Raw genomic sequence first — 19682 nt, 5'->3', positions numbered from 1 at the left:
TAGACAGATGGATGGACGATGATGATCGTGGAAGAAACAGTTGATGGCAGCATTACCGGCGGCGACACCTCGCTGCTGATCGTGGATGACGACAAGCCGTTTCTGACCCGACTGGCCCGCGCCATGGAAACGCGCGGTTTCCAGGTCGAGACCGCCGAGAGCGTCGAGGAAGCCGTCGCCAAGGCGCGCGCACATGCGCCGGCCTATGCCGTGGTCGACATGCGGCTGGCCGATGGCAACGGCCTCGACGTGGTCGCTGCGATCCGCGAGAAGCGCGACGACGCCCGCACCATCATCCTCACCGGCTACGGCAACATCGCCACCGCCGTGACCGCGGTGAAGCTCGGCGCCATCGACTATCTGTCGAAGCCAGCCGATGCCGACGACGTCTTTGCCGCCCTCACCCGCACCGGCGGCGAGCGCGCCGCCCCGCCGGAAAACCCGATGTCGGCCGACCGCGTGCGCTGGGAGCATATCCAGCGCGTCTACGAAATGTGCGAGCGCAACGTGTCTGAGACCGCACGCCGGCTCAACATGCACCGGCGGACGTTGCAGCGGATATTGGCCAAGCGCGCGCCGAGGTAGGGGTTTTTTCGCACGCTTTCGGTTGAGTTGCGGCCTCAAGACCCCTCTCCGTCTCGGCTTCGCCGAGCCACCTCTCCCCATTTCATGGGGCGAGGAACCCAAGTCCTGGAAAGTCGCGACCTCGGCGAGTGCCGGTTCCTCGCCCCCGCAAAGCGGGGGTCCGAAGGACGGCGAGACCCGCGGCTCGCCCCGGCAAGGTGGCGCGCGTAGCGCGACGGAGAGGGGGCACTTTGCCGGAAAGACGCTACTCGCTCTCACCCTCCAGCGCAGGCACCGAAACCCCGGCAAGCTCCGCCGCCAGCAGCCGCGCCGCCCCGGCGCGCGCAATGCGCAGCATCAGCGCCTTGCGCGTTGCCGCCGCCATGCGGTGCTCGGGCGCGTCGCGCATGATCTCCGCGCCATAGCCGTCGGAGAGAATGAACCCGCATTCCTCCGGAAAGATTTCCGCCGGCACGTCCGGGTGCGTGGCAAAGAAGAACCGGTCCGAATGCAGCCGATAGTCCGGCCATTTGCGGTCGACGCGGAAATCCTCGATCGACGATTTGATCTCGATGATCCAGATGTCGCCCTGCCGCGTCAGCGCAACGAGGTCGGCGCGCCGCCCGGTTGCCAGCGACAGTTCGGGCAGCACATGCATGCCCATCTGCATCAACAGCCGCTGCACCCCACGCCGCACAATCATCGCGCGCTCGGACTGGCGGCCATCGACAAGCGGGTTGACGGGAATCGGCAGGACAATAGGCATGGCGACAGCATGCCACCGAATGTTCTCGTTTTGAACCTGTTTTTGGGAGGCGCTTAGGCGTTTGAAGAACGCGATGGCAAATCAAGCATCGTCTGTTATGAATTTCGCATGGGGATTAGAGAGCATCCGTTGCAAGGGAGCCTTGTGACGGTCGACTACTCAAAGGGTGGGTTTCAGGAACCGGAGATGATGAAGCGGCGGCTGGCCGTAATCATCTCGCCGAAGATTGCGGCGCGTCCTCATCTATGTACGGTTGTTCCGCTTAGCCTGACCGAACCAAGCAAGGAGATGCCTTATCACAAGCGCATCAGGATTCCGTTCGAACTTCCGAAGGAATGGGGCGATCATGAGCGCTGGATAAAGGGTGACATGGTCAACGCGGTCGGTTTTCATCGTGTCGATCTCCTTCGCTTGGGAAAAGACAAAGGCGGAAAACGAACCTATCAGTATAGTGTTTTGCCGGACGAGCTCATGAAGATAGTGAGGCAATGTGTGCTGCATGGGATGGGTCTCTCAGCGTTGACAAAACATCTGTAGCTCCCCATATTCGATGCGCTAGCGGCTCTGCTCATGTCATCCGCGTCTAAGACCCTACCAAGGGCCACTGGCCAGATTGAGCGAAGGCAAGCTCTAAGGTCAGTGCCGATATATAGCTCAAAACCCCGCTTTGGCGGGGTTTTGTCTTTTTCCATCGGCTTCGCCTAATCTTCTACTCCGCACCTGAAACCCCGCCAATTCTGTTGCAAAAGCGCCACAGCCTCAACTTACCCGTGCGTCAAGCCCGCGCTGGCGGGGCCGTGCTCTTGGCAATGGTTAAAAACGCCCGTTAAGAATGAAGGCGAAAATGCGGCCCGAATCGGGCCGGCGTGGTCGGGTTGGAGCAGCGGATTTATTCATGCGCATGAAACCACTTTTCGTTGCGGCAGCCCTGGCGCTGACTACAGCCCTGGCAGGCTGCACTTTCGACGGCGGGCTCAGGACTTTCTCGGGCGACTACGGCACGCGCACCGACGCAGGCTACCAGCTTCCGACGATCCCGATCTACAAGGTGCCCAAGCAGTTCCATCGCCAGGTCGTGCGCTATGACACGGCGGAAGCGCCGGGCACGATCATCGTCGATACGAGCAACAAGTTCCTCTATTTCGTGCTGCCGGAAGGCAAGGCCATGCGCTACGGCATCGGCGTCGGCCGTGAAGGGTTCGAATGGAAGGGCTCGGCGCGCGTCGCACTGAAGCGCGAATGGCCGGTCTGGACGCCGCCCTCGCAGATGATCGGCCGCCAGCCGGAGCTCGCCAAATGGCGCCAGGGCATGCCGCCCGGCCTGACCAACCCGCTCGGCGCGCGCGCGCTCTATCTGTTCAACAAGGGTGGCGACACCGGTTACCGGCTGCACGGCACGCCGGAATGGTTCTCCATCGGCAAGGCAATGTCGTCAGGCTGCATTCGCCTGATGAACCAGGACATCATCGACCTCTACAATCGTGCCGAAGTCGGCGCGAAGGTGGTGGTGCTCTAAGTATTTGTTTTACGCAGTTCCGGACGGAAAGCCGTTTCACACTTTTCCTGGAATTGCTCTGACGAATTAGGGGGCCGTCCGGAAAGTTGCAGGCTTTTCGGATGGTGAAAGTGGCGACAGACTGCACACGGACCGTCTCGGCAACACGGACGTCCAAAACAGGAAACCGGGCTTTTGGCCCGGTTTTTTGTTTTTTAGAGGTTTCTTGTGCGGCCAAAAATCAGCTGATCTGTTCGACCTGCTGAACCTCGGGCACGAAATGGCGCAGCAGGTTCTGGATGCCGTGTTTCAGCGTCGCGGTGGACGACGGGCAGCCGGCGCAGGCGCCCTTCATGTGCAGGAACACGGTGCCGTTCTCATAGCCGCGGAAGGTGATGTCGCCGCCGTCCTGCGCCACCGCCGGGCGAACCCGGGTGTCGAGCAGTTCCTTGATGGTGGCGACGATCTCGGTGTCTTCCTCGCCAAAAAACTCGCCACTCTGGTCGGCCTTGTCGGTTGCCGCCTGGCCGCCGACGGCCATCACCGGCGCGCCGGACATGAAATGCTCCATGATCGCGCCGAGGATTGCCGGCTTCAGATGCTGCCAGTCCGGGCCGTCCTTGGTGACGGTGACGAAGTCATAGCCGAAGAACACGCCGGTCACGCCCGGAATGTCGAACAGGCGGCCGGCCAACGGCGAGGCTTCGCGCGCAGCGTCTGCATCGCGGAAATCGGCCGTGCCTTCGAGCAGGACTTCCTTGCCGGGCAGGAATTTCAGCGTGGCGGGATTGGGGGTCGCCTCGGTCTGGATGAACATGGCCGCATCTCCGTGCGTATAGTTTGGAATAATTCTAAATAGGCTTTATGCCGGCGACATTCAAGCGAAACCGGTCGTCGGCAACCCTGCCGGACAGATGATTTGCTTAGGCCAGGCTTTCAAGGTCTTCGTCGGAAAGATTCTGCGGCACGACGGTGACGGGAATGGGGAAGGCGGCACCCTTGCCGGCAATCGAGGCAACCAGCGGTCCCGGACCTTCCTTGGCAGCACCCGCCGCAAGCACCAGGATGGCGATATCCTGGTCCTCTTCGATCAAAAGATGGATCTGTTCGGCCGGCTTGCCCTCGCGCACCACCAGTTCCGGCTCGATGCCCAGCGTCTCGCGCACCTTCACCGCATAGGTGTCCAGTGCTGCCTTGGCGGTGGCCGTCGCCTCCTCGCGCATGATCTTTTCGACGCCGAGCCAGTGCTGGAAATCGCCGGGCTCGATGACATAGAGCAGCACGACCACGCCGCCGGTGCTTTTCGCGCGGCGCGAGGCGTAGGCCACGGCGCGCTCGCATTCCGGCGTGTCGTCGATGATCGCGAGGAATTTGCGCCGGTGTCCGGCTTCCCGGCTGAGACGTTTAGAGACCATTTTCCAACCCTATCGCGGGAAAGCCTGTTTCGGCGCAATCTGCCATTGGCGCCCGCCATCGGCAAGCGCCAGCATATGGCCCCGAAATGCTGCTGACATTTCGGGGGTCACTAGGCGGTTTGGAAGCAAGGCGCAGGCGGCTCGTCAGTTGCTGACGAGCCCGATGATGTCGCGCACCGTCTTCATGGTGGTCTCGGCAAGCTTGCCGGCGCGCTCGCCGCCGTCCTTCAGCACGCTGTCGATATAGGCGGTGTCGGCCGAAATGCGGCGCATCTCGGTGGCGATCGGCGCGAGCTTGGCCACGGCAAGATCGGCAAGTGCCGGCTTGAAGGCGGAGAATTGCTGGCCGCCGAACTCGGCGAGCACCTGGTCCTTGCTGGTTTCGGCAAGGGCGGCATAGAGCACGACGAGGTTTTCGGCTTCCGGCCGGCCTTTCAGCCCGTCCGCCTCGGACGGCAGGCCGTCCGGGTCGGTCTTGGCCTTGCGGATCTTCTTGGAGATCGTCTCAGCGTCGTCCGTCAGGTTGATACGCGACAGGTCGGAAGGGTCGGATTTCGACATCTTCTTCAAGCCGTCACGCAGTGACATCACGCGCGGCGCCGGGCCCTCGATCAGCGGCTCGGTCAGCGGGAAGAAGCCGTTCACCTTCTCCTCGCCCGACATCATCTCCACGCCGACGCCGAGATCGGCGATGCGGCTGGAATAGTCGTTGTTGAATTTCTGGGCGATGTCGCGGGTCAGCTCAAGATGCTGCTTCTGGTCGTCGCCGACCGGCACATGGGTGGCGCGGTAGACGAGGATGTCGGCAGCCATCAGGCTCGGATAGACGAACAGGCCCGCCGAAGCGTTCTCGCGGTCCTTGCCGGCCTTTTCCTTGAACTGGGTCATGCGGTTCAGCCAGCCCATGCGGGCGACGCAGTTGAACACCCAGGCCAGCTCGGCATGCTGCATCACCCGGCTCTGGTTGAAGACGATGTGCTTCTTCGGGTCGATGCCGGCGGCCAGGAACGCCGCGGTCACTTCGCGCGTCGCCTTCATCAGCTCGACCGGGTCGGGCGCGATGGTCAGCGCGTGCAGGTCGACGACGCAGTAGATGCAGTCATGGCTGTCCTGCAGCATGACGAAGCGGCGGATGGCGCCGAGATAATTGCCGAGATGGAGATTGCCCGTCGGCTGGACACCGGAAAAGACGAGCGGCTTGAAGGCGGTCATTTGTGTTCCTCGTGGCTTGTGGAGGGCCGTTTCGCGCGCGGCGAAAATCGATGCGCGCTTATGAACGAAGGCGCGGGCGCGATCAAGTGGCTTCAAATGTCTTCCGTTGCACCTTATAACGTTATGCGTTATATATTGAGTAATGATTGCAAGCTTCGCTGATCCCGAGACGGAGAAGATATGGAATGGTCTGCGAAGCCGCAGGTTGCCGCCCGACATCCAGAACAAGGCGCTGATCAAGCTCAGGCTCATCAATCAGGCGCGGCAACTGGACGATCTGCGCGTGCCGCCTGGCAACAGGCTTGAGGCCCTGAAAGGAGATCGCAAAGGGCAATTCTCGATCAGGATAAACGATCAGTGGCGCATATGTTTCCAATGGAAGGAAGGGCAGCCGAGCGATGTCGAAATCACCGATTACCACTGACGAGCATCTGCACAATCCGCATGCCGGCGAGATCCTGCTGTCCGAGTTCCTGGAGCCTATGCATCTGAGCCAGAATGCGCTGGCGCGCGCCATCGGCGTTTCGCCGCGTCGGATAAACGAGATCGTCTTGGGCAAACGGGCGGTGACCGCCGATACCGATCTGCGGCTGGCCCGCTATTTCGGCATATCGGAAGGGTTTTTCCTCGGTCTTCAGCATGATTTCGAGCTCATGGAGCAAAAGCGCCGGCTCGGTGACGAACTTGCCAAGATCCAACCGCGCGCCGCGTAGGCGTCACTCCGGTTCCGGCGCGGGCGGCTTTCCTCTCCCCCGCTTGATACTCCGCCGCAGCATGCCGATATCGGCGCCGCCGGTGCCGAAGGCGACGATGAAGTAGATGAGCGTGCCGGCGCCGACCAGAATGGCCAGCGTCGCGGCCTGCGTGTAGACCGGCGAGGACGAGGCGAGGTAGGGCGCGAGCCACTGGATGGCGAAATAGAGCGCAAGGCCCATCACCGCTGCCGCCAGCACCAGCCGCGGGATGCGGGTCAGCAGCGGAAGATCGGTGCCCCAGTGGCCGCGCCTGATCAGCACGCCGAAGAGCATGGCCGCATTGACCCAGCCGGCGATAGCGGAAGCAACCGCGATGCCCGGCGCGCCCATTTCGGGAAACAGCGTCAGCGCGACGGCGATGTTCACCGCCACGGAGATCGCGGCGAAGATCATCGGCGTGCGCGTGTCCTCGCGGGCGAAATAGCCGGGCGTGAAGGCCTTGATCAGCACGAAGGCCGGCAGGCCGAGGCCGAAGATGGCGAGGATCGCGGCGACCGTCGGCGTGCTGTTGGTGGCGGCGAACTGGCCGCGCTCGTAGAGCACGCGCACGATCGGTTCCGACATGACCAGCAGGGCGGCGGTTGCCGGCAAGGTCAGGAACAGCGTGAACTCGACCGAGCGGTTCTGCAGATTGGCGGCCTCTTTCAGATTGCCGGATTTCAGCGCGCGCGCCAGTTCGGGCAGGAGCACGATGGCGACCGCCACGCCGACGACGCCGAGCGGCAGCTGGTAGACGCGGTCAGCCAGCGCCAGCGAGGAGACGGCGCTGTTCTGGCCCGACGCGATGGCTGTGCCGATGAGCTGGTTGATCTGGGTGATGCCGCCGGTGATGGCGGCGGGCAGTGCGAGGATCAGCAGGCGCTTGACGTTGGGCGTCAGGCGCGGGCGGCGAAAGCCGATCGAGATCCCGGCATGGCGCACAGCGATCCAGACGATGGCGAGCTGCACCAGCCCCGCCGCCAGCACGCCCCAGGACAGCGCATAGCCGACGGTCAGGCCGTCATGACCCTTGTGCCAGGTGTTGGCTAGCACGCCGATGAGGATGAAATTGAGGAATACCGGGGCGATTGCCGCAGCGAAATAGCGGCGCAGCGAATTCAGCATGCCGCTCATCATCGCCGCCAGCGACATGCAGATGAGATAGGGGAACATGATGGTGGCCAGCGCCACGGTGAGATCGTATTTCTGCGCGTCGTCGGCAAAGCCCGGCGCGATGACGAAGCGCACCAGCAGCGGCATCGCCAGTTCCATGACGATGGTCAGCGCCAGAAGTGCGGTGAACAGGACGCCGAAGACTTCTTCGGAAAAGCGCTTGGCGCCATCGGTGCCGTGGGCCTCGATCTCCTTGGCGAAGAGCGGCACGAAGGCGGCATTGAAGGCGCCTTCGGCAAACAGCCGGCGAAACGTGTTGGGAAACTGGAAGGCGGCGTAGAAGGCATCCGCAATCGGCCCGGTGCCGATCGCCGCTGCCATCAGCATCTCGCGGATGAAGCCGAAGGCGCGGCTCATCAGCGTTCCCGACGCGACGGTGGCGAATTTCTTGATCAGGCTCATGGAGTGGTCTCCCTCCCCCTCGAGGGGGAGGCGATTGCATGTGAAATTCGACCCCCACTCCGTCTCGGCTTCGCCGAGCCACCTCTCCCCCGATCGACGGGGGAGAGGAACCACACGGCCGCGAGGCTGGCTCCCTTCCTCTCCCCTTTTGAGGGGGAGAGGTGGCGCGCGAAGCGCGACGGAGTGGGGGTAGGCCGTGCCATATCCAATTGCCCTGCCGTCGAGCGGCCGGGTGGGGTCGGTGCGGCAGTGCTCGACGTTCCTTTGCGTCGAGTGCGGCGTCTGCCGACCCCCTCTGTCGCCTTTGGCGACATCTCCCCCTCGAGGGGGAGAATAGCGGCGCGGCGCTCATTCCGCTGCCGCCTTGGCCTTGGCTGCGCGCTGGACGGCAGCCTCGCCGCCGAGCGTGGCGATCAGCCTGGTGCGGATGGTCTGGAGCCGGGTCGGGTTGTCGATCTTCTGGCCGGTCAGGTCGGTCACATAGAAAGTGTCGATCACCTTTTCGCCGAAGGTGGTGATGTGCGCGGACGCAATGTCCAGCGACAGGTCGGACAGCGCGCCGGTGATTTCCGACAGCAGGCCCGGCCGGTCGAGGCCGGACACGTCTATGACGGTGAAGCGGTTCGACAGCGTGTTGCGGATATCGACGCGCGGCTCGCGGCGGAAGGCCTTGGCGCCGCGCTTCGGCTTGGTCCGCTTCTCGATCATCTCCGGCAGCCAGCTCTTGCCGGACAGCACGTCCTCGATCAGCCGGCCGACGCGCTCGGCGCGGCGGCGCTCGTCCTCGTCGCGGTCGAATTCGCGGGAAATAAGGATCGTGTCCAGCGCCCGCCCGTCGGAGGTGGTGAAGATCTGCGCGTCGACGATGTTGCCGCCGGCTGCCGCGCAGGCGCCCGCAATCACGGAAAGCAGGCGCGGATGGTCCTGCGCCAGCACGGTGATTTCGGTCACCGCCTCGAATTCATGGGTTTTCACCATGGTCGAGAGCTTTTTCTGTGCCGCATCGGCCTCGCGGATGAACTGGGCATGCCGGATCTGGTCCTTGAGATCGACCGCCAGAAGGTAGTTCTCATAGGGCAGCCCGACGATGCGCTTGCGCTCATTATCCGGCCAATCGGCAAGGGCCTCCGCCAGTCTTTCGCGTGCCTGTCCGGCACGCTGCGCCCGCGACACTTCGGAGAAGCCGCCGGTCAGCAGAAGTTCGGTCTCGTAATAGAGCGTGCGCAGCAACTGTCCCTTCCAGCCGTTCCACACGCCAGGACCGACGCCGCGAATGTCGCAGACGGTCAGGATCAGCAGCAGCTTCATGCGCTCGACCGACTGCACCAGATCGGCGAAATCGGCGATCGTCTTGCGGTCGTTGAGGTCGCGCGTCTGTGCCGTCATCGACATGACGAGGTGGTTTTCCACCAGCCATGCCACGGTCTCGGTGTCGGCCGCCGACAACCCCATATGCGGGCAGAGACGACGGGCGATCCGTGCGCCGGCCTCCGAATGGTCCTCGGGACGGCCCTTGGCGATGTCGTGCAGCAGCACGGCGACGTAGAGCGCCTCACGCTTGTTCTTCAGCCCCGCCATCAACGAATGCGACAGCGGGTGGATTTTCTCGCCGTCGCCGCGTTCGATTTCCGACAGCACGCCGATGCAGCGCAGCAGATGCTCGTCGACCGTGTAGTGATGATACATGTTGAACTGCATCATCGCGACGATGCGGCCGAAATCCGGGATCAGCTTGCCGAGCAGGCCGGCCTCGTTCATGCGGCGCAGATTGAGCTCGGGGTTGCGGTCCGACGTCAGGATATCCAGGAACAGCCGGTTGGCTTCCTTGTTGCGGCGCAGGTTCTTGTCGACCAGCGACAGCGAGCGCGTCAAAAGCTTCAGCGCGTCCGGGTGGAACTCCAGCCCGTGCCGGTCGGCGAACCAGAACAGGCGCAGCATGTTGACCGGGTCACGCTCGAAGACATGGTCGTCGGCGACGTTGATGCGGTGATTGTCGACGATGAAGTCGGTGGTGCCGGCCAGCTTGCGGCGGCGACGCGAGAAGGTGAGGAAGATGCGGTTGAAGCCCGGCACATGCTTGGCCTGCTCCTCCTCCAGCCCGGCGCAGAAGATGCGGGTCAGGTCGCCGACGGTCTTGGCGATGAGGAAGTAGTGCTTCATGAAGCGCTCGACCGCCGACAGGCCGGGATGGCTGGTATAGCCGAGCCGTTCGGCGATATCGCGCTGGATGTCGAAATGCAGCCTTTCCTCGGCCTTGCCGGTGAGGAAATGCATGTGGCAGCGCACCGCCCAGAGAAAATCCTCGGCCTTGAGGAACTGGTTGTATTCGGCGCGGGTGAAAACGCCCTGGTCGATCAGCTCGTCGCCGGTGCGGACGCGATAGAAATATTTGCCGATCCAGAACAGCGTCTGCAGGTCGCGCAGGCCGCCCTTGCCGTCCTTGACGTTGGGCTCGACGAGATAGCGGCTTTCGCCGGCCTTGGCGTGGCGGTCATCGCGTTCGGCCAGCTTGGCCTGGACGAATTCAGGGCCGGTGTCCTTCACCACTTCCTTGTCGAAACGCGAAAGCAGTTCGTTGAAGAGCTTTTCCTCGCCCCAGATGAAACGGGCCTCGAGGATGGCGGTGCGGATGGTGATGTCGCCGCGCGACAGGCGCAGGCATTCCTCGATGTTGCGGGTGGCGTGGCCGACCTTCAGGCCGAGGTCCCACAGCATGTAGAGCATGTATTCGACGATCTGCTCGCCCCACGGCGTTTGCTTGTAGGGGAGGAGGAACAGGAGGTCGATGTCGGAACCGGGCGCCAGCGTGCCGCGGCCATAGCCGCCGACCGCCACCACCGCCATGCGCTCGGCCGATGACGGGTTCTTGGCGCGATAGACATGGGTGACGGCGAAATCGTAGAGCGCGCGGATGATCTCGTCCATGAGATGGGAAATCCGCGCCGCACAGGCGGTGCCGCCGCCATCCTCCATCAGCATTCTTTCGGCGACCGCGCGGCCGGCAACGCTGGTCTCTTTCAGCAGCTGCAGCACCTTGCCGCGCACGGCCAGCGACGAGCCATCGCCGCCGGTCTCGGCTGTGAGTGCCGTCAGTTCGCGGCGCAGGATTTCGCCGTCGACCATCTCTTCGAGCTTGAGGGGAATCTTTGCCATGCCTGAGTAGAAGACTCGCTTTCCGGGCGGCGTCTATACCGCGTTTTTCCTTATGTGGGTATGGGGTGCGAAATCGTGGCGGGGCAAGCAAAAAAACCGGCCTGCAGCCTCGACATTGTCGCCCGCCTTGTGTAACCGCCTGTCTCCCCGCGCCGCGGCCGCAATCAAAGACAAGGAAGCACCCCATGAAACCGATCAGCGGTGGCATCGACTTTGGCACGTCCAACTCGACGGTGGGCGTCATGGATCAGGGCCGGCCACGGCTCGTGCGGCTGGAGAACGAGCATGTCACCATGCCGAGCGCGGTCTTCTACAATTTCGAGGACAACGGCACCTATTTCGGCCGGCGCGCCATCGAAGACTATACCGAACATGCCGAAGGCCGCCTGTTGCGCGCGCTGAAAAGCGTGCTTGGCTCCTCGCTTATCCATGAAAAGACCCGCATCAAGGCGCGCTACCTGGCGTTCTCCGACATTATCGGCACCTTTGTCGGTTATCTGAAGCAGCGGCTGGAGCACGCCGCCGACGGCGAAGTCGCCAGCGTCGTGCTCGGACGCCCGGTGCATTTCGTCGATGACGACGAGGCAGCCGACCGCGACGCGCAGGGCCAACTTGAAAAGGCCGCCCGTGCGCAAGGTTTCCAGCACATCGCCTTCCAGTTCGAACCGATTGCGGCTGCCCTCGATTACGAGCAGAGCGTGCGGCGCGAGGAGCTGGCGCTGATCATCGATATCGGCGGCGGCACGTCGGACTTTTCCATCGTGCGCGTCTCGCCAGAGCGGGCACGCGCCGTCGACCGCAAGGACGACATCCTGGCCAACACCGGCGTCCATATCGGCGGCACCGATTTCGACCGGCTCTTGTCTATGGCGCATCTGATGCCCGAGCTCGGCTACAAGACGCAGACCAAGGACGGCAAGCGCAACTTGCCAGCCGGCTATTTCTTCGACCTCGCTACCTGGCAGCGCATTAACCAGCTCTATACCGCCAAGGCGGCGACCGACCTGCGCCAGATCCGCTACGAGGCGGCGCGGCCGGAACTGGTCGAGCGCATGATCGACATCGTCAGCCACCGGCAGGGCCATGCGCTGGCCGGCAAGGTCGAGCGCGCCAAGATCGAACTGACCGACAGCGCCGAGGCGTTGATGGACATTCGCCTGACCCACGAGACGCTGAGCGTGCCGATGACGCGCGCCGGGCTGGATGCGGCGATCGAGGAAGCCGTGGGCCGCGTCACCGCCACGGTGTCCAGGACGCTCGAGGATGCCGGCCTGAAGGCGGGGCAGATTACGACGCTGTTCCTCACCGGTGGCTCGACGGCGATACCGCTGCTCAAGCAGAGCGTGCTTGCGCTTTTTCCGGGTGCAACGGTGGTGGAAGGCGATATGTTCGGCTCGGTCGGGCTCGGCCTCGCGCTCGACGCGTCACGGAAATTCGGCAGCGCCTAAAGCATGATCCCAAAAAGTTGCAGACTTTTTGGGGCAAGATCATGCTTCAGGAATAAGAAGGTCGTCCCGCCCCAAGAGGGAAACTAACAGGTATGGAACTTCCCGCGCCGCTGCGGCAGGCGGTTGATCAGGTTCTGGAAGGCATCCCGCTGCCGAAGCTGAAGCAGGCGGCGGATACGTTGTCACGCCGCTATCGCGCCGAGACGCGCGACGGCCGGCTGCATCTCTCCGACGATCTCGCGGCGAAAGCCTATCTGGCGACGCGGCTGCCGGCGACCTTTGCGGCGGTTCGCGCCAGCATGGAGATGGTGGCGGAAAGCCTGCCGGACTTTTCGCCCAGGACCTTGCTCGATGTCGGCGCCGGTCCCGGCACGGCGTTCTGGGCGGCGCGCGATTGCTGGGACGGTCTGGAGGAGGCGGTGCTGGTCGAGACCAGCCCGTCCATCCGCGCGGTTGGAGCGGGGCTAGCCGGTCATGCTACGCCGACAATTGCGCGCTATGTCGCCGCCGATGTGAGCGGCGGTCTTCGCGATCTGCAACCTGCCGATCTGGTGACGCTCGCCTATGTGCTGGACGAGCTCGACCCGGCGAGGATCGATGCGCTGGTCGACCGGCTGTGGAGCCTGACGACGGGCACGCTGGTCATCGTCGAGCCCGGCACGCCGGCCGGCTGGCAGCGCATATTGCGCGTGCGTTCGCGGCTGATCGAAGCCGGCGCGCATCTTGCGGCGCCTTGCCCGCATCAGGCAGCTTGCCCGCTGGTTACACCCGACTGGTGCCACTTCTCCCGCCGCGTCGCCCGCTCGCGCCTGCATAGGCTGGCCAAGGGCGGCGAGGTGCCGTGGGAGGACGAGAAGTATATTTTTGTCGCGGCGTCGCGTGTGCCGGCGGATGGGCAGCAGGCGCGCGTGCTGGCACCGCCGCAGGCGAGTAGCGGCATGGTTCGGCTGAAGCTGTGCGAGGCGGATGGCGCAGTTGCCGAAAGGCTGATTACTCGCCGAGAGGGGGCTGCGTTCAAGTCTGCGCGCAAGTTGGACTGGGGCGATGGGATGTGGGTGGAGTAGGCTTGATGGCTGCTACGCTATGGTGGCAACCCAAACCACGTCTGCCGCATTCCTTCGCGCTCCCCTCTGGCCTGCCGGCCATCTCCCCCACAGGTGGGGAGATTAGCAGCTTTGCTCGCGCCGCCGTCATGAAGGCTGATCTCCCCACCTGTGGGGGAGATGGCCGGCAGGCCAGAGGGGGGCAACGTCGAGCGGCAGCTTGAACAATAAAACTGCAATCGAACGCGACGTTCCTCACCCCTTCCCCAGCATCTCCTTCAGCCGATACAACGCCTCCTGCGCCTGGCGCGGGGTCATTTCATCGAGATTAAGCGCGGCAAGCGCACCGCCCAGCGCGTCGTTCTTTGCCGGGGCAGGCGTTTCCTTTTTCACCACCGCAGAAAACAGCGGCAGGTCGTCGACGAGGCGGTCGGCCTTCCCTGATGTCTCGCCGGCCTCGAGCTGGTGCAGCACGTCCTTGGCCCGTTGCACCACGGCGTCCGGCAGGCCGGCAAGACGGGCCACCTGCACGCCGTAGGAACGGTCGGCGGCACCCTTGCCGACTTCATGCAGGAAGACGACGTCGCCTTCCCATTCCTTGACCCGCATGGTGACGTTGTGCAGCCGCTCCAGCTTGCCGGCGAGTGCGGTCATCTCGTGGAAATGCGTGGCGAAGATCGCGCGGCAGCGGTTCTTCTCGTGCAGATATTCGACCGCCGCCCATGCGATCGACAGGCCGTCGAAGGTCGCGGTGCCGCGCCCGATTTCGTCGAGGATCACCAGCGCGCGCTCGCCGGCCTGGTTGAGGATGGCTGCGGTCTCGACCATCTCGACCATGAAGGTCGAGCGCCCGCGCGCCAGATCGTCGGAGGCGCCGACGCGGGAAAACAGCCGGTCGACCACGCCGATGCTGGCCGATTTCGCCGGCACGTAGGAGCCCATCTGGGCGAGGATGGCTATCAGCGCGTTCTGGCGCAGGAAGGTCGATTTACCGCCCATGTTCGGGCCAGTCAGCAGCCAGATCGCGCCGGCCTTGGCGCCGCCTTCCGGCGACAGGTCGCAGTCATTGGCGACGAATTCATTTGCCGCCGCGCGCCGCAGCGCCTGCTCGACCACCGGATGACGCCCGCCGACGATCTCGAAGGCAAGGCTGGCATCCACCACCGGCCGGCACCAGGCTTCAGCAAGCGCCAGCACGGCGAGTGCTGCCGACACGTCGAGCACGGCGAGAGCCGCCGCACCTGAACGGATCACGTCGGCATGGCCGACCGATTCCGCCACCAGCGTGTCGAACACGCCAAGCTCGATCGACAGCGCGCGCTCGGCGGCGTTGGCGATCTTGGTTTCCATCTCGGCAAGTTCGGTGGTGGTGAAGCGCATGGCGTTGGCCATGGTCTGGCGATGGATGAAGCGGCCCTTGGCCTCGTCCGTGCCCATCATGATCGCCTGATGGTTGGCGGTCACCTCGATGTAATAGCCAAGCACATTGTTGTGCCGGATCTTCAGCGAGCGGATGCCGGTTTCTTCGATCAGGTCCCGCTCCATGCCGGCGATCACCCGGCGCGATTCGTCGCGCAGCGCCCGCATCTCGTCGAGTTCGGCATGGTAGCCCGAGCGGACGAAACCGCCGTCGCGCTTGAGCAAGGGCAGTTCGTCGCCAAGCGCTGCCGTAAGATGGTCGGCAAAGCGGATCGGCAGAGCCGAGATCGCCTCGAGCGCTGCCGTTACCTCGGCGGGAGCGATGACGTCGGTGAACAGCGTGCGCAGCGCAAGGGCTGCCTCGAAGCCCGAACGTAGCGCGCCGAGATCGCGCGGACCGCCGCGGTTCAGCGCCAGCCGTGTCAGCGCGCGCGGCATGTCGGCCACGCCCTTCAGGCAGGCGCGCAGGCTTTCGGAAAGCCGCCGCTCGGAAAGGAAGAAGGCGATGGAATCGAAGCGCTGGTTGATCGTCTTGGGGTCGGTCAGCGGCGACATCAGCCGGTCGGCAAGCATCCGCGCGCCGGCACCGGTCACGGTGCGGTCGATCGCCTTGAACAGCGAGCCCTCGCGGCTGCCGCCCATGGTGCGCAGCAGCTCCAGATTGGCCCGCGTCGCCGGGTCGATGAACAGCGTCGAGCCCGACTGCTCGCGTTCGGGCCGTGACAGCGGCGGGCGCTCGGCCTTCTGCGTCTTCTCGACATAGGCGACGATGCCCGAAACCGCCGAAAGCTCGGCGCGGGAAAATGTGCCGAAACTGTCCGGCGTCGCCACCTCGAAGAAACGGGCGATGCGCGCAGGTGCGGAGGCCGAATCGAAGAGGCTCGGCGGCTGCGGGCTGGCGACGCGGCCGACGAGATCGAAGACCGGCTTCAGCTCCTCGTCATAGAACACCGGCTCGGCAATGATCAGCTCGCGCGGGTCGACGCGAAAGATGTCGGCAAGCAGATTGTCGGCGGTGGTTTCCGCCACGCGAAAAATGCCGGTCGAAAGCTCGATCCAGGCCAGCGCATAGGTGTTGTCGGCCCCGCCCTTCACCCGCCCCAGCGCCATCAGGAAACTCGATTCCGACGGCGCCAGCAGCTTTTCCTCGGTAATCGTGCCGGGCGTGACGAGGCGGACGACGTCGCGCTTGACCACGGATTTCGAGCCGCGCTTCTTGGCCTCGGCCGGGTCCTCGATCTGCTCGCAGACAGCAACACGAAAGCCGAGCGCGATCAGCTTTTGCAGATAGTCGTCGGCCGCATGCACCGGCACGCCGCACATCGGAATGTCGTGGCCCTGATGTTTGCCGCGCTTGGTCAGCACGATGCCGAGCGCGCGGGAGGCAGCTTCCGCGTCATCGAAGAACAGCTCGTAGAAATCGCCCATGCGATAAAACAGCAGCGAATCCGGGTTCGCCGCCTTTATCTCGATAAATTGCTCCATCATCGGCGTGGCGGCTGCCGCGTTCAAAGCGGGCGAACTGCCTTCGATGCGGATCGGCGTTTCGTCGTTCACTGTCTCATCCAAAAAAGAGCTTTGTCCTGCTTGGCGGTTTACAGAGCGGAAGTGTAGCCTTAATCCCGAACACTCCACAAAAAGAAGCACGTTAGGGAAGGGACTGCGCTTAATCATGGCATCCGGCAAGAAATCCGACAACGCAGGCCCCTCCGTCAGCGCCGAGGAGGCGCTCGATTTCCACGCATCCGGCCGACCCGGCAAGCTGGAGATCAACCCGACCAAGCCGATGGCGACGCAGCGCGACCTGTCGCTCGCCTATTCGCCGGGCGTCGCCGTGCCGGTTCTGGCCATCGCCGAAGACCCGAGCCGCGCCTTCGACTACACGACGCGCGGCAACATGGTCGCCGTCATCTCCAACGGCACGGCCATCCTCGGCCTCGGCAATCTCGGCGCGCTGGCCTCCAAGCCGGTGATGGAAGGCAAGGCGGTGCTGTTCAAGCGCTTCGCCGATGTCGATTCCATCGATCTCGAGGTCGATACCGAGAATGTTGACGAATTCATCAACTGCGTCCGCTTCCTCGGGCCGTCCTTCGGCGGCATCAATCTGGAAGACATCAAGGCGCCTGACTGCTTCATCATCGAGCAGCGCCTGCGCGAGCTGATGGATATCCCGGTCTTCCACGACGACCAGCACGGCACCGCGATTATCGCCGCGGCCGGCCTCATCAACGCGCTGGAGATCACCGGCCGCGACATGAAGACGGCCAAGCTCGTCTGCAACGGCGCCGGCTCGGCCGGAATCGCCTGCATCGAATTGATCAAGTCGATGGGCTTTACGCCGGAAAACGTCATCCTGTGCGACACCAAGGGCGTGGTCTATCAGGGCCGCACCGAAGGCATGAACCAGTGGAAGTCGGCCCACGCCGCCAAGACCGATGCGCGCACGCTGGCCGACGCGCTCGACGGCGCCGACATCGTCTTCGGCCTGTCGGCCAAGGGCGCGCTGACCACGCCGATGATCCAGTCGATGGCGAAAAACCCGATCATCTTCGCCATGGCCAATCCCGATCCGGAAATCACGCCGGAGGAAGTGGCGGAAATCCGCACCGATGCGATCATGGCGACCGGGCGCTCGGACTATCCGAACCAGGTCAACAATGTGCTGGGCTTCCCCTATATCTTCCGCGGTGCGCTCGATGTGCGGGCAACCACCATCAATGACGAGATGAAGGTCGCCGCCGCGCAGGCGCTTGCCGCGCTGGCACGGCAGGACGTGCCGGACGATGTCGCCGCCGCCTATCAGGGCATGCGGCCGAAATTCGGTCCCAACTACATCATTCCGGTGCCGTTCGACCCGCGCCTGATCTCGGCCATCCCGGTGGCAGTGGCCAAGGCTGCGATGGAAAGCGGCGTCGCGCGCCGGCCGATCCTCGATCTCGGCAAATATGCCAACGAGCTTTCGGCCCGCCGCGACCCGATCGCCTCGACGCTGCAGCGCATCTACGACCGTGTGCGCCGCCAGCCCAAGCGCGTCGTCTTCGCCGAGGGCGAGGAGGAGCAGGTCATGCGCGCGGCGGTGTCCTACGCCAACCAGAAGCTCGGCACGGCGATCCTTGTCGGCCGCGACGATGTCATCAAGGAAAACGCCCGCCATGCCGGCGTCGATCTCGACAAGCCGGGCATCGAGATCATCAATGCGCGGCTGTCGCGCCGCAACGCCGTCTATGCCGACTATCTCTATGAACGCCTGCAGCGCAAAGGCTTCCTGTTCCGCGACTGCCAGCGCCTGATCAACAACGACCGCAATCACTTCGCCGCGACCATGGTGGCGCTGGGCGACGCGGACGCGGTGGTGACGGGCGTCACGCGCAACTATTCGACGGTGCTGGACGATATCCGCCACGTCATCGACGCCAAGCCGGGCCACCGCGTCATCGGCGTGTCGATCGCGCTGTGCCGTGGCCGCACGGTGATCGTCGCCGACACTGCCGTCCACGACATGCCCAATGCCGAGCAGATCGCCGATATCGCCGAGGAAGCTGCCGGCTTCGCGCGGCGCATGGGCTATGAGCCCCGCGTCGCCATGCTTGCCTATTCCACCTTCGGCCACCCGCAGGGTGAGCGCTCGGAGCGGGTGCAGGAGGCAGTAAAAATCCTCGACAAGCGCCGCGTCGATTTCGAATATGACGGCGAAATGGCCGCCGACGTCGCGCTGAACCACCGGCTGATGCAGCAGCAATATCCGTTCTGCCGCCTGTCGGGTGCTGCCAACGTTCTGGTCATGCCGGCGTTCCACTCGGCCTCGATCTCGACCAAGATGCTACAGGAACTCGGCGGCTCCACCGTCATCGGCCCGCTGCTGGTCGGGTTGAACAAGCCGGTGCAGATCGTGCAGCTCAACGCCAAGGATTCAGACATCGTCAACATGGCGGCAATCGCGGCGTATAGCGCGGGGGCGTGAGAGGCCGAAAACCGCTCGACCGCGTCGCTCCACGGATAGCGCGGCGAACCGGGGCAGGCTGTTAATCCGCAGCAGATGTTGCTGCGGAGAATTGCCTGCATGAAAGCCTCCTTGTCCCTCGACCCAATAAAGGCGGCACTTCTCTGCATCGACCTGCAGGAGGAGCATCGCGGCGATCCGCGCCTGCTCGCCATGGATTACGACCGGGTGCTGGCCAATGTGGTGCGGTTGCAGGAGGCCGCACGCGCCGCCGGCGTGCCGGTGCTGCATTTCGCCTATGTCGTCGATGCGGCGGCGAGGAGGCCGTTTCATCCGGTTCTTGCCGACGGCCGTTCCTATTTCAGCGACAAGGATGATCCGCTCACCGCAATCTGCCCCGAGGTTGCGCCGCTGGGCGACGAGCCGCTGCTGATAAAATCCGAGGCGAGCGCTTTTGGCGATGGCCGGCTGGCGGCACTGCTGCGCGAGCGCGGCGTCGAATGGGTTTTTGTCGCCGGCGTCTGGACGGAAGCCTGCATCGACGCCACCGTCAAGCATGCGGTGGCAACCGGCCTGCGTGTCGTGCTGGTCAAGGATGCCTGCGGCAGCGGCAGCGTCGCCATGCACCAGACCGGCATTCTCAACCTTGCCAACCGGCTCTATGGCGGTGCGGTTGCCGATACCGGCAGCGCCTCCCGGCTGATGGCAGGTGAGACGGTTCAGGCGTGGATGGTCGAGGGCGCGGTGCCGCTGCGCTTCACCTACGAGAATGCGGCGGAGCTTTACGCCGGCCTTTGAAGCCGGCGAGGGGATGTTCCCTCTAAACCACCCGGCGCGTAGGCTCTCCGGCGTCTGCCTTGCGGCGGACGCCATCCTTTGTCCGGCGCTTCTTCAATCCGAAGTAGCGACAATGTGAAC

16 protein-coding genes are annotated in these 19682 nt (G+C 64.0%); 9 read left to right on the top strand and 7 right to left on the bottom strand.

The window, feature by feature from the left end; all coding sequences use genetic code 11:
- Window positions 1-21 precede the first annotated feature (21 nt).
- Complete coding sequence (locus DZG07_RS02310; RefSeq protein ID WP_119821315.1) at window positions 22-585, top strand: ActR/PrrA/RegA family redox response regulator transcription factor; 564 nt, start codon at window positions 22-24, stop codon at window positions 583-585.
- Between the two features lie 244 nt (window positions 586-829).
- Here DZG07_RS02310 and DZG07_RS02305 read toward each other — a convergent pair whose 3' ends face one another.
- On the bottom strand, window positions 830-1330 hold the full coding sequence (locus DZG07_RS02305; protein ID WP_091911657.1) for an MmcB family DNA repair protein: 501 nt from the start codon (window positions 1328-1330) through the stop codon (window positions 830-832).
- A gap of 144 nt (window positions 1331-1474) precedes the next feature.
- Here DZG07_RS02305 and DZG07_RS02300 point away from each other — a divergent pair, with 144 nt between their 5' ends.
- Both DZG07_RS02300 and DZG07_RS02295 read left to right on the top strand, forming a co-directional pair.
- Window positions 1475-1867, top strand: coding sequence for a type II toxin-antitoxin system PemK/MazF family toxin (locus DZG07_RS02300; protein ID WP_245429565.1), 393 nt, complete (start codon window positions 1475-1477; stop codon window positions 1865-1867).
- Between the two features lie 358 nt (window positions 1868-2225).
- Window positions 2226-2846 carry a L,D-transpeptidase gene (locus DZG07_RS02295; protein ID WP_091911652.1) on the top strand — a complete coding sequence of 207 codons (621 nt, stop codon included), beginning with the start codon at window positions 2226-2228 and terminating at the stop codon, window positions 2844-2846.
- Between the two features lie 220 nt (window positions 2847-3066).
- Here the strand turns inward: DZG07_RS02295 and DZG07_RS02290 are convergent, their stop codons facing one another.
- The 3 genes from DZG07_RS02290 to trpS form a co-directional block, all read right to left on the bottom strand.
- Window positions 3067-3642: a NifU family protein gene (locus DZG07_RS02290; protein WP_091911650.1), complete on the bottom strand. Its 576-nt coding sequence runs from the start codon at window positions 3640-3642 to the stop codon at window positions 3067-3069.
- 106 nt (window positions 3643-3748) lie between these two features.
- A complete protein-coding gene (locus DZG07_RS02285; protein WP_091911648.1) occupies window positions 3749-4240 on the bottom strand; it encodes a universal stress protein in 492 nt (163 codons plus the stop codon).
- A 144-nt stretch (window positions 4241-4384) separates the two neighbouring features.
- Window positions 4385-5452: a tryptophan--tRNA ligase gene (gene trpS, locus DZG07_RS02280; protein ID WP_119813977.1), complete on the bottom strand. Its 1068-nt coding sequence runs from the start codon at window positions 5450-5452 to the stop codon at window positions 4385-4387.
- 142 nt (window positions 5453-5594) lie between these two features.
- Between trpS and DZG07_RS02275 the strand changes: the two genes are divergently transcribed.
- Both DZG07_RS02275 and DZG07_RS02270 read left to right on the top strand, forming a co-directional pair.
- On the top strand, window positions 5595-5876 hold the full coding sequence (locus tag DZG07_RS02275) for a type II toxin-antitoxin system RelE/ParE family toxin (RefSeq protein WP_091911646.1): 282 nt from the start codon (window positions 5595-5597) through the stop codon (window positions 5874-5876).
- Complete coding sequence (locus DZG07_RS02270) at window positions 5851-6165, top strand: HigA family addiction module antitoxin (protein WP_091911644.1); 315 nt, start codon at window positions 5851-5853, stop codon at window positions 6163-6165. The genes DZG07_RS02275 and DZG07_RS02270 overlap by 26 nt, the downstream gene beginning before the upstream one ends.
- Before the next feature lie 3 nt (window positions 6166-6168).
- Here the strand turns inward: DZG07_RS02270 and murJ are convergent, their stop codons facing one another.
- Together murJ and DZG07_RS02260 are read right to left on the bottom strand one after the other, a co-directional pair.
- Window positions 6169-7761 carry a murein biosynthesis integral membrane protein MurJ gene (gene murJ, locus DZG07_RS02265; protein ID WP_119813975.1) on the bottom strand — a complete coding sequence of 531 codons (1593 nt, stop codon included), beginning with the start codon at window positions 7759-7761 and terminating at the stop codon, window positions 6169-6171.
- Between the two features lie 348 nt (window positions 7762-8109).
- Window positions 8110-10914, bottom strand: coding sequence for a [protein-PII] uridylyltransferase (locus tag DZG07_RS02260; protein ID WP_119813973.1), 2805 nt, complete (start codon window positions 10912-10914; stop codon window positions 8110-8112).
- A gap of 185 nt (window positions 10915-11099) precedes the next feature.
- On the opposite strand from DZG07_RS02260, the gene DZG07_RS02255 reads away from it, so the two are divergent.
- Together DZG07_RS02255 and DZG07_RS02250 are read left to right on the top strand one after the other, a co-directional pair.
- On the top strand, window positions 11100-12362 hold the full coding sequence (locus tag DZG07_RS02255; protein ID WP_119813971.1) for an Hsp70 family protein: 1263 nt from the start codon (window positions 11100-11102) through the stop codon (window positions 12360-12362).
- Window positions 12363-12454: 92 nt separating this feature from the next.
- Complete coding sequence (locus DZG07_RS02250) at window positions 12455-13426, top strand: small ribosomal subunit Rsm22 family protein (RefSeq protein WP_119813969.1); 972 nt, start codon at window positions 12455-12457, stop codon at window positions 13424-13426.
- A 234-nt stretch (window positions 13427-13660) separates the two neighbouring features.
- Here the strand turns inward: DZG07_RS02250 and mutS are convergent, their stop codons facing one another.
- Window positions 13661-16363: a DNA mismatch repair protein MutS gene (gene mutS, locus DZG07_RS02240; RefSeq protein ID WP_348626419.1), complete on the bottom strand. Its 2703-nt coding sequence runs from the start codon at window positions 16361-16363 to the stop codon at window positions 13661-13663.
- 133 nt (window positions 16364-16496) lie between these two features.
- On the opposite strand from mutS, the gene DZG07_RS02235 reads away from it, so the two are divergent.
- Together DZG07_RS02235 and DZG07_RS02230 are read left to right on the top strand one after the other, a co-directional pair.
- Window positions 16497-18785, top strand: coding sequence for an NADP-dependent malic enzyme (locus tag DZG07_RS02235; protein WP_119813965.1), 2289 nt, complete (start codon window positions 16497-16499; stop codon window positions 18783-18785).
- A 99-nt stretch (window positions 18786-18884) separates the two neighbouring features.
- Window positions 18885-19562, top strand: coding sequence for an isochorismatase family protein (locus DZG07_RS02230; protein ID WP_119813963.1), 678 nt, complete (start codon window positions 18885-18887; stop codon window positions 19560-19562).
- Window positions 19563-19682 lie beyond the last annotated feature (120 nt).

Source organism: Mesorhizobium sp. DCY119 (assembly GCF_003590645.1).
Classification (GTDB): domain Bacteria; phylum Pseudomonadota; class Alphaproteobacteria; order Rhizobiales; family Rhizobiaceae; genus Mesorhizobium_M.
Note: the sequence above shows the minus strand (reverse complement) of the source record. Positions and strands in the feature narration are given on the sequence as shown.